Source organism: Acinetobacter sp. TUM15064 (assembly GCF_008980265.1).
Classification (GTDB): domain Bacteria; phylum Pseudomonadota; class Gammaproteobacteria; order Pseudomonadales; family Moraxellaceae; genus Acinetobacter.
In genome coordinates this window covers 1-10,003 of sequence record NZ_BKFU01000084.1, presented here as the reverse complement: position 1 = coordinate 10,003, position 10,003 = coordinate 1, and the positions used below count along the sequence as shown (strand labels likewise).

11 protein-coding genes are annotated in these 10,003 nt (G+C 38.9%); 7 read left to right on the top strand and 4 right to left on the bottom strand.

The genetic code is table 11. The annotated features are described in order from the left end of the window. Positions 1 to 92 precede the first annotated feature (92 nt). Positions 93 to 311 carry a hypothetical protein gene (locus tag GBI16_RS16520; RefSeq protein ID WP_086207913.1) on the top strand — a complete coding sequence of 73 codons (219 nt, stop codon included), beginning with the start codon at positions 93 to 95 and terminating at the stop codon, positions 309 to 311. Positions 312 to 404: 93 nt separating this feature from the next. Here the strand turns inward: GBI16_RS16520 and GBI16_RS16515 are convergent, their stop codons facing one another. The 3 genes from GBI16_RS16515 to GBI16_RS16505 all read right to left on the bottom strand — a co-directional run bounded on the left by GBI16_RS16515 (position 405) and on the right by GBI16_RS16505 (position 2,383). Next, positions 405 to 782, bottom strand: coding sequence for a hypothetical protein (locus GBI16_RS16515; RefSeq protein WP_228267858.1), 378 nt, complete (start codon positions 780 to 782; stop codon positions 405 to 407). Between the two features lie 198 nt (positions 783 to 980). After that, the gene (locus tag GBI16_RS16510; RefSeq protein ID WP_151707489.1) at positions 981 to 1,595 is read right to left on the bottom strand and encodes a hypothetical protein; all 615 of its coding nucleotides are present in this window, start codon (positions 1,593 to 1,595) and stop codon (positions 981 to 983) included. Positions 1,596 to 1,684: 89 nt separating this feature from the next. Next, positions 1,685 to 2,383: a DUF3820 family protein gene (locus GBI16_RS16505; protein ID WP_151707488.1), complete on the bottom strand. Its 699-nt coding sequence runs from the start codon at positions 2,381 to 2,383 to the stop codon at positions 1,685 to 1,687. 461 nt (positions 2,384 to 2,844) lie between these two features. On the opposite strand from GBI16_RS16505, the gene GBI16_RS16500 reads away from it, so the two are divergent. The 3 genes from GBI16_RS16500 to rnk all read left to right on the top strand — a co-directional run bounded on the left by GBI16_RS16500 (position 2,845) and on the right by rnk (position 6,087). Continuing rightward, positions 2,845 to 4,104 carry an alpha/beta fold hydrolase gene (locus GBI16_RS16500; RefSeq protein ID WP_151707487.1) on the top strand — a complete coding sequence of 420 codons (1,260 nt, stop codon included), beginning with the start codon at positions 2,845 to 2,847 and terminating at the stop codon, positions 4,102 to 4,104. 155 nt (positions 4,105 to 4,259) lie between these two features. Then, on the top strand, positions 4,260 to 5,513 hold the full coding sequence (gene glyA / locus GBI16_RS16490) for a serine hydroxymethyltransferase (RefSeq protein ID WP_151707486.1): 1,254 nt from the start codon (positions 4,260 to 4,262) through the stop codon (positions 5,511 to 5,513). A gap of 169 nt (positions 5,514 to 5,682) precedes the next feature. Next, on the top strand, positions 5,683 to 6,087 hold the full coding sequence (rnk, locus tag GBI16_RS16485; RefSeq protein WP_087526224.1) for a nucleoside diphosphate kinase regulator: 405 nt from the start codon (positions 5,683 to 5,685) through the stop codon (positions 6,085 to 6,087). A 7-nt stretch (positions 6,088 to 6,094) separates the two neighbouring features. Here the strand turns inward: rnk and GBI16_RS16480 are convergent, their stop codons facing one another. Beyond that, positions 6,095 to 6,784: a hypothetical protein gene (locus tag GBI16_RS16480; protein WP_151707485.1), complete on the bottom strand. Its 690-nt coding sequence runs from the start codon at positions 6,782 to 6,784 to the stop codon at positions 6,095 to 6,097. 161 nt (positions 6,785 to 6,945) lie between these two features. Here GBI16_RS16480 and GBI16_RS16475 point away from each other — a divergent pair, with 161 nt between their 5' ends. The 3 genes from GBI16_RS16475 to GBI16_RS16465 are packed head-to-tail and all read left to right on the top strand — an operon-like array spanning position 6,946 to position 9,847. Next, positions 6,946 to 7,734, top strand: a complete 789-nt coding sequence (locus GBI16_RS16475; protein ID WP_151707484.1) for a tellurium resistance protein — start codon at positions 6,946 to 6,948, stop codon at positions 7,732 to 7,734. 19 nt (positions 7,735 to 7,753) lie between these two features. After that, on the top strand, positions 7,754 to 8,887 hold the full coding sequence (locus GBI16_RS16470; RefSeq protein ID WP_151707483.1) for a toxic anion resistance protein: 1,134 nt from the start codon (positions 7,754 to 7,756) through the stop codon (positions 8,885 to 8,887). 33 nt (positions 8,888 to 8,920) lie between these two features. After that, positions 8,921 to 9,847, top strand: coding sequence for a hypothetical protein (locus GBI16_RS16465; RefSeq protein WP_151707482.1), 927 nt, complete (start codon positions 8,921 to 8,923; stop codon positions 9,845 to 9,847). Positions 9,848 to 10,003: the final 156 nt, after the last annotated feature.

The window sequence follows — 10,003 nt, the reverse complement described above, 5'->3', positions numbered from 1 at the left end:
ACATTGCGATAAATTCTAACATCTCCAAATCGGGACAATTAAAAATCTTATGCTATAAAAGTAAGCAGAGCAAAAAAGAAAAGGAAAGAAAAATGACTCAACTTGTAGATGTGAAGGTTAAGGATCAATACAGTCAAACCTATGAGGTAAAAGCACGACTTAGGCAAGCCCCTGAAGAATCTGAGGCTGCAAATTTAGATTTGTTTCAGCGTATTGAACATATTGTGGTTGAGGGTGAGGTGATTCTTCCGAGTATTGAACTGCTGTTCGAAAGTCAACAGACTGAGAATATATATCGTGTTATTGATTGATTTTATCTTGAACAAAAAGCTCATGTTTACATGGGCTTTTTTGCTTGATCACCAAGCTTAAATAAAAAACAACGCTTTGGTTCTATTGAATAATCAGATGCTTTTCTCGTTAGTTAGGTCAGCACATAATTGCACATCCACATCATACTTATTCAGTTCTTGGATCAAAGTATTCAGTATACATTGTGCTTCTGCGGTATGAGGTGCAAATGAAAGCGTACTTTGCTGCTGACTGTCATAGCATTCGACATAGTCAATTGCCCAAAGATGTGCATTTGCAGTGCGGTGTATAATAATGCGCTGTGGTTGTAGTCGTGGGCTGAGTTGGCGTGGAAGAATATAAGTCAAAGCCAAACAACTATTGTTTAGATCTTCTAGGGGAGATAAAAAAGTAATCAACCAATTTCCGACTTTACTGAATTGCATCGGGTTATCTACAGGATCAAACAGTAGATGATTTAACATTGCCATAGCATGGTTCCTATTTCATATTAGAATTTATGCCTTGAGCGCTTGACTGAGCCAATTGTGCCAAAGTTTAAAGAAATTCGGATGACCTCTAAATTTTAGTTTAGATTTTAAAATAAATTTATAAAAACAATAGCTTGATATTTTTTCTTAGAGCTTACTCCTTTTGAACCATACAAAAAAAGACTGAATATGCATGCCTCAAGCGGCTTGTAAACGTAAAAGTGAATGATTAATTTGCTGTAGATATTGGTTGAGCATGATGGGTTCTATTCGACTTTCTTGTAGGGCGGTAATCCATTGCATTTGGCAACGTTTCAAGCTTTGTAGGTCTGTTGCAGATTGAATTTGGAGAATGAGTTGTCTCGCCATTAATCCACAATAACGTTGTAATAAACTCATCATCAACTCACGAGTTTCTTCAAAATTGTACGCTTTGAATGCTGGTGCTGGTGCTGGTGCTGGTGCTGGTGCTGGTGCAGTAATTTCAGTGTTTAAAACTAGAGCAGCGTTGCTGTCTTTCAACTCAGGCGTTACAACGGGGGAGGAACTTGGAGCTATGTTGGTTATATTTGTTTCAAATTCAACAGGAGTTGGTTTTGGAGTATGAGCTGCTTGGGTGGAATGAATCAGACCCAATTCGACGAGTTGTTCGAGTATTTCTGGTGTTGCAATACGTTGTTTAAATTGATCTGCCAGTCGGTCAAAATCTTCTGTGCCAATTAAAACCAATAATCGTCTCTGGCGTGCATTGAGTGGGATATGACGTTGTTGTAACGCATCGAGACCTAATGCTGTCTTTTGATAATGATTCATACCTTAATTTACTCCCCCGAAAAAATAAATTAAGGCTGAACATACAGTGTAAAAATTACAGTAATATTAACAATTTATGACAAATGATTTTAAAGTGTTGTAATGCTGGCATTTTCCAAAGCCTTACGTAAGTAAGGATCAAGTTCATCTTGGCGCATTAACCACTGAATATAGTCGGCAGGGAGTTCTGCAATCGCAGTTCCACGATGTTTACCAAAGTTAATGACACGAGGAATGCGGGCATCTTCAGAGGCTGTAAATAACTGCTCCATACTATTTATTTTTAAGTGATGAACAACATGCATTAAAATATTGGCTGTTAAGATAATATCCATATCCGCACGGTGCGCTTTTTTAATCATCTCACGGGCTTTTTCACTACCTTTGGAGATCATATAAATGAGTGCTGAAATATTATGGGCTTCAGCATCGGGCCAAACTAAGCGCGCAAGTGCCAAAGTACAAATTGCTTTAATATTTGAAACATTTACACCACACTTTTCTATGGCACGAATATCATAGTCAATATTATGACCAATAATGTATTGGGTATCATCTGGTAGCCTGAATGTCGTGTAGTGGGGTTGGCCCACTAAATCTGACTCTAAAATATGGTGTACAGCCATAGCAGCAAAAGAAATCGGTTCATCGACCGTATAGAGCTGATCAAAGACTTGGCTTTTATCTAGGCTTAATTTGCCATTGATGATTTCAATTGGCGCGTATGCAATCTCAATAGGTTGACCGTTGAGGGTATGAGTTTCTGTATCGAGAATGATGGCTTGCATATGCATGTCCGAAAATTGAAAACTGTATAAATTTATCATTTTCAACAGGATCAAGACAGCCTGCGATGTCGGATTTGTAGCCTGATATTATTTTTGTTGGTGAACAAGTGTATGCACTGAAGCGCAAGTTTAAATGATTGAGCCATATTCATCCGTTCAAATCGACTAGATACAATAAGCCTAGCGAGTCGTAGTTCATTATCTTGAGAAAATTAAATAGCGTTAAAAACGTATTTTTGGACAGTCTCACCTATAAGTGCAATGACTTGTTATATGGTTTTTTATTTTATAAATTACAATGCTTTATGTTTTTTCAAGAAATAAAGATAGATTCAAAAGGGTCATTTGTTTATTTTTTGTAAGTGATCTTGCTATAGGTCATTTTGAAGCGTAAATCATTAATGTATTCAAGTGATTTGAATCGTTACAACAAGAAAAAAACTTCATTAAGGAAATTGAAGATGAAAAAAAGATTATTGGCAGTGTTGGTCAGCAGTTCTGTACTGTTATTAACAGCCTGTGGTGGTGGGGAAGGGAACACAACTTCCGTCGTTGTAAATGATGGAGTCCCGAAAAATAATATTGTAAATCCAGTGGTGAAAACTGAAGCTTATACGGATGTTAATGCTAGTGCCAATATTGTTCTGGATAGTGTGAGTGCATCTAAAACCTTGATGACATATAAAATGCGTGGTGTAAATGGGAGTGAGACTCAAGCCACCGCATTAGTATTTACACCCAAAGGAACAATGCCCACAGGTGGTTGGCCAATTGTTGCATGGGCACATGGGACAACTGGCGTTGCTGATCAGTGTGCGCCAAGCCAACAGGGCTTAGCTGGAAATGAATATTTGATAGCTAAACTTCTTGCCTCAGGTTATGCCGTGGTTGCACCAGATTATGAGGGTTTAGGTGAACCTAGTGGCCGTGAGTTGCATCCATTTTTAAATCTAAAAAGTGAAGCCTATTCGATCACCGATGCAGTTGTTGCAGCGAGTCAAAATTTTGGTAATACAACTGAAAAACGTTGGGCTGCCATCGGACATTCTCAAGGTGGACATGCAGCATTGGGTGCAGCTGAAAATGCATCACGTGCACAACTTGATTATAAAGGTACGATTGCAATTGCTCCTGCATCATTTTTAAGCTTGATTCTGATTGGCGGTGAGCAACAGGCAGCTGCTGAAACAAACTTAACAAATAAAATTAAAACACTTGCAGGATTAGACACATTTACAGCCTTAATTACAGCAGGGTTAAGAAACCCTTATCCAAATTTACACTATAGCGAAGTGTTCCAAACGCCAACTGATAATATTGCAGCAGAAGCTGAATCACTATGTTACACAGCATTAGGTAATAAGTTTGGTGGGGCGATGGGTGTTTATGCTGCAACATATGGAACCATAGATGGTTATCCGCGAACTCAAACAGGATTTATGTCGAATATTTCTGAAGTAAAAGATTTTCTAGCCAATGGTTCACAACCTTTGAAGAGCAAGATTAGTACCCCAGTGATTATTTATCAAGGAACATACGATACGACAGTACCAAGAACAATAACCAATAACTTAGTGAATACAGCACCAGCAGGTACGGTGATCACGTATGTTAATGACGATCAACTCGCAGCAGTTGATAAGTGGGATCACACTACTGTTTATACTAAAAATTTGGATAACTTTGTGGCAGATGTTAAAACTCTCATGCCAATTCAATAATTTGCTTTGACCTAAAGCGCTCATGTAGTTTTACTGCATGGGCGATTTTTATTTCAAACAGAGTAAAGTTCGTTCTCGAAATTTATAAACTTCATGCTACAATACGCGCCAATCTTAGCACGGCTTAAAAGCCCTAATTTCATAGGACCTCGCTAATGTTTGCCAATATCTCAATTGCTGAATTTGATCCAGAAATCGCGCAAGCAATCACACAGGAAGATGCTCGCCAAGAAGCGCACATCGAACTGATTGCTTCTGAAAACTATTGCTCTCCAGCGGTAATGGAAGCGCAAGGTTCAAAACTTACAAACAAATATGCTGAAGGCTACCCAGGCAAACGCTACTATGGCGGTTGTGAATATGTAGACGTGATTGAACAATTAGCGATTGACCGTGCTAAAGAGCTTTTCGGTGCAGATTACGCAAACGTTCAACCACATGCGGGTTCACAAGCAAACTCTGCTGTTTACTTAGCCCTTCTTAACCCAGGCGACACAGTTTTGGGTATGAGCTTGGCGCATGGTGGTCACTTGACTCACGGCGCAAAAGTGAGCTTCTCTGGCAAAACATATAACGCAATTCAGTACGGTTTAAACCCAGAAACTGGCGAGATCGACTACGAAGAAGTTGAACGTTTAGCAATTGAGCATAAGCCACGTATGATCGTTGCTGGCTTCTCTGCATATAGCCAAATTGTTGACTGGCAACGTTTCCGTGACATCGCGGACAAAGTTGGTGCTTACCTATTTGTAGATATGGCTCACGTTGCTGGTCTAGTTGCTGCTGGTGTTTACCCAAGCCCAGTTCAGATTGCTGACGTAACAACAACTACTACTCACAAAACACTTCGTGGCCCACGTTCAGGTTTAATCCTTGCGAAAGCAAACGAAGAAATCGAGAAAAAATTACAATCTGCTGTATTCCCTGGTAACCAAGGTGGTCCTTTGGTTCATGCTGTAGCGGCTAAAGCAATTTGCTTTAAAGAAGCAATGGCTCCTGAATATAAAGTTTACCAACAACAAGTGGTGAAGAACGCTCAAGCTATGGCTGAAGTTCTCATTGCTCGTGGTTATGACATCGTTTCTGGCGGTACAGAAAACCATTTGTTCTTGTTATCTCTTATTAAGCAAGATGTAACAGGTAAAGAAGCAGATGCATGGTTAGGTGCAGCTCACATTACTGTGAACAAAAACTCTGTACCAAATGACCCACGTTCACCATTTGTGACTTCAGGTATCCGTATCGGTACACCTGCTGTGACGACTCGTGGTTTTGGTGAAACTGAAGTACGTGAACTTGCTGGTTGGATCGCAGACATTCTAGACAGCAAAGGTGACGAAGCTGTGATCAATGCTGTTAAAGCGAAAGTTGAAACCGTTTGCGCGAAATTCCCAGTTTACGCGAACTAAGTTTGACTTGAGAAAGCCCCCTCAAGGGGGCTTTTTTTATGGCATTAAAAAATCAAAATCAGTTGAAATGTAATTTAGACTGCATTTCTGATATAACAGAAGTTATAGGCTAATAAATTATTTTTAATAAGAATTTTATTCATATCGTATTCAAATAGGGATGCAGCACATGGCAAATCCAGCAATTATTATTTCTGAGCAGGATCTTCATCGTTTAGAAACGATGCTAGAGCATCAGCCTAAACTTACACCGACTATGCAGTTGCTTGAAGAAGAATTGGCCCGTGCCGATGTTGTTGCGCCACAAGATATGCCTGCCAATGTGGTAACGATGAATGCAAAAGTTTTACTGACCATTGCCCCATCTACAGAAGCATCTGAAATTACCTTGGTTTATCCGCATGATTTTAAAGGGGAGAAAGGGCAGGTCAATGTGGTTGCTCCAATTGGCGCAGCAATTCTGGGCTTAGCTGAAGGTCAGGAAATTGAATGGCCACAACCAGACGGTCAAATGATGAAAGTCAAAATTGAAAAAGTGCTTTATCAACCTGAGCGTGAAGGTGATTATTTATAATATCGAATCACTTAATTTTAAGGCCATGTTGCTCATGGCTTTTTATGACGTTGAATATGTGCTTTCTATAATGAAAGACAGTAATGCAAAAGAAAACAAAAAAGTAGAGTGCTGATTGATTTCGATTTTTTATTTCATCTAGATAGAGTTGGTTATATTGTTGATAGGCTTGTTCATAGCCGAAAATCATTTTTCCATTCACATGTAGTGCATACAAAATATCATGAGGGCTCTTTAGATAAGTGATGGATTGACCTCTCCAAGCAGGAATATCTAAAGTTAACCGCATTGCATCGAATAGCCATTGGCAAGTATGAAAATAGCGAATAGGTAAATTCATTTGTTTTATTGGATTTTTCGGGCCAGTGTAGGAGGTGGTCTTAAAAGGTGAGTCTAGCCAACGATCACACCAAACCGTTTGAATTCGGTTCTGATTCAGGCTAAAGAAACCGACCAAAAATTGCGTTTTCCCCAAGCTGTTTAAATTATAGGGTGCTAGATTTTTTTGATAAAGTTGAATAGCTGTTTCATTGCCTAGCAGTGTGCCACTCACTTGTTGCAATTGGCTCGGATCATGCTCTAAAAATGTTTCGTGGATGTGTTTTGCTTTATAGTGAGCACCAATACTGATAAATAAGGTTAATACAATGCAGAAGCCTAAACTATAACGAATGACGTGCTGAAGACGAATGATCATAATGTTAAATAGATATCATTTTATTGGAAGCAGAAGTAATGATTAGCCAGATCAAGATAAAAGGTTTTCACAGCATTTTTGCAAAAATCTACATGTTATTTAATACAAAAGCTGTAGTATAAAAATGATTTTATTCAATTTCTTTATTGGGTTAAAGCACTATGGCACAAATTGACGTTCTTGTTCCATTAAGGGATATGCCAGTCAATTCAGACGAACTTTTAAGTATCCAGCGTAATGATTTGGTTCCGTTGCTGAACGACCAATATCGTCTCAATCATTATGCAGATAGTGTCATTCAGGCCCAGTCTGTGCTGCTTAATGGGATAGATCCACAGCTGACTTTACAGCTGAGTCAAACCATTGAGCAACTGATCCAGTCACTGGCTGACTCAAAAAAATACCTAAAAAAGCGAAAATTTAATGGGCTGCAAAAGTGGCTTGGGATTGATATTGAATATGGTGCAACCCAAGTTGAATACTATAAAAAACTGGATCAATTACTGGATCGAGCCAATCATCTCAGTCAAAAATTACAAATCGAAATTCAAAAATCGCAAGCACGTTATCAGCAGCTTACTGGTTTACGTGAGCAAATGGCTAAATATATATCTGCGGCTGAAGCATTTTTAATGGAATATCCTAAATTTGTGAAGAATGCACATCCTTTAGATAATTTTGCAGAACGTTTGTCCAAGAAAATAAACAGCTTGCAAACTTTGCAAAGCAGTAATGATATTGCGATTACGCAAATGCAGTTGTCTCAGCAGCTTTCATTGAGTTTGTTAGACCGATATAAAGAGGCGCAGCAGGTTTTGATCCCAGCATGGCAATATCATGTCAAACAATCCCAGCAATCAAGCTCGACAATTGAACTGGAAAAGCTCGATAATAGCCGTGAAAAATTGATTCATACTTTAAAAAAATCACTACAGAAACCAACACTTTAAGAAATAGATTAGGTGAATTATGACCAACCCAGAACAAAACAGTCTTGTGGTAGAGCCAACCACTGAAGTGATTGAACACAAGTTTCAACAGTTAAATTTGCAAGAAATTGGCTTGCAACAAGATGACTTCAATGCAGTCTTGGCAGCGCGGAAAGAGTTGGCAGAAATCAACCATAACGCCGTGGCGGAGTATGGTAAAAATATTGCGACACAAACCTCAGGATATACTGATGAGTTGTTAAATTTGGTTCAAAATAAAGACTTGGATGAAACTGGGCAAAAGCTGAATCAGGTAGTACAAGTTGCACAACAGCTCAATACCTCAAGTATTTTAAATAAAAAGAAAAATTCAGGTTTCTTCGGTGGCTTGATGAGCAAAATTAAAGGCGCAAAGAATAATATTGATATGCACTTTAATACCACCAAAGAACAGATTGATACTTTGGTGAAAGAAATTGAAAAATCGCAGTCTGGTTTAAAAGCACGTGTTGATACGCTAGATCGGATGTTTCATGGTGTACAAAGTGAATATAAACAGCTCGGTGTGTATATCGCGGCGGGTAAGTTGAAACAGGATGAAATTCAGCAGGAAATTGCAACACTGACTGCACAGGCGCAAGACCAAACCACGACGCAGAGGGTTTACGACCTCAATCATTTAGCCAATAATTTGGAAAAACGTGTAAGTGATTTGCAGGTTTTACAACAATCAGCCATGCAAACATTACCGATGATTCGTATTATCCAGTCTAATAATCTGATGTTGGTCGATAAGTTTTATGCGATTAAAAACATCACATTGCCTGCATGGAAAAATCAAATTAGTTTGGCGATTTCTTTAAATGAGCAGAAGAACAGTGTGCAGTTGGCCAATACCATTGACGATGCGACCAATGATTTATTGAAGCGTAATGCTGATTTGTTACATCAAAACTCAGTAGATACAGCAAAAGCCAATCAACGTTCGGTGATTGATATTGAGACGCTTGAACATGTACAAAACACCCTCATTAAAACAGTAAATGATGTGATTCAAATACAAAAAGAAGGGATGCAGAAACGTGCGGAAGCAACCACACGTTTGCGTAGTTTGCAGGACAATTTGAATCAACTGGTTTTAGACTCGAGTTCTAATCGTACGACACCATCTTAATGCTAAGTTGGGTGGTCGATAGAGGAGAAATGTTTGCCTTCTTTAGATGAGTATGTTGTTCAGCCTCAGCACCTTGAACAAGGTGTAGCTACACTCAAACAGCGTCAGCGTAAACTGAGCTTATGGTGTATGGTGAGTGTAATTCTGTTGGTCGTTTCTGGTGTGAGTTATTTCCTACAGCAGGATTTTGTCTATAGCTTTTTTGGGCTCACGACTGAAATACAGCAGCTACATATGCCCATGAGTGTCGATGAAAATCTAGCATCACTTGGACAACAGCCAGATTATTTTCTGAATTTGCTGTCATGGTTTGGTTGGCTTGTGCTCAAGATTATGGTGTCTTTTGTTGGGGCATTCGTATTGGTGCACTATGCACGGAAAGTTCACTTTTTCTATGTGCGTTTTCAGTCTTTTATACTGAAGTTTGTGGCTTGGCTGATCGCATTTATTTTACTGTGGTCTGGACTGACCTATGTGCAATATGATTTAAAAGATGATGAGCATGAGGCTTTCCAGAAAATTGTATATTACGATAAAAATATTCAACAAAGCGAACTCGCGCATTATTTGCAAGAGTCAGACATTCAGCTTCCCGTAAAACATTATTTGCTTGCACAGACGGCATTGTTACACCAACCTGTCGATAAAAATGCAGCCATTCCGCATGTGCTTGCTCTTGTCCAAGCAGAAAAAAATGATTCACATTTTATTGAATATGGGTTTAAGCCTGAACAGCTATGGACGATGCAGCACCAACTCTATGGAAAAACACTGACGCCGATGGCTGCAAGTGTAGAAAAACAGGCTCAGCAAGCTGCGCAGTTCACTACGGTCATGCAATTCTTCTCGCTTATCTTGATGCTAATGATGGCGCTGTTGAGTCTTGTATTGTTTGGTTTGACACGTCAGTTAAAGGCCAGAACGTTAAGAATTGAACAGCGGATGCAGAGTAACCCCTAAGCTTTGACTTCATAAAAAGTCCTTTGTGGAGTGGGACTTTTTATGAAGAATATATTAAAATCTATAAAACCGATTATTAAAATAAAAACAAACTGTTTTATCTATTTTTAGATTTACTCTATGATTCTTTTATCAAATAATTTTACAGACTGCTTT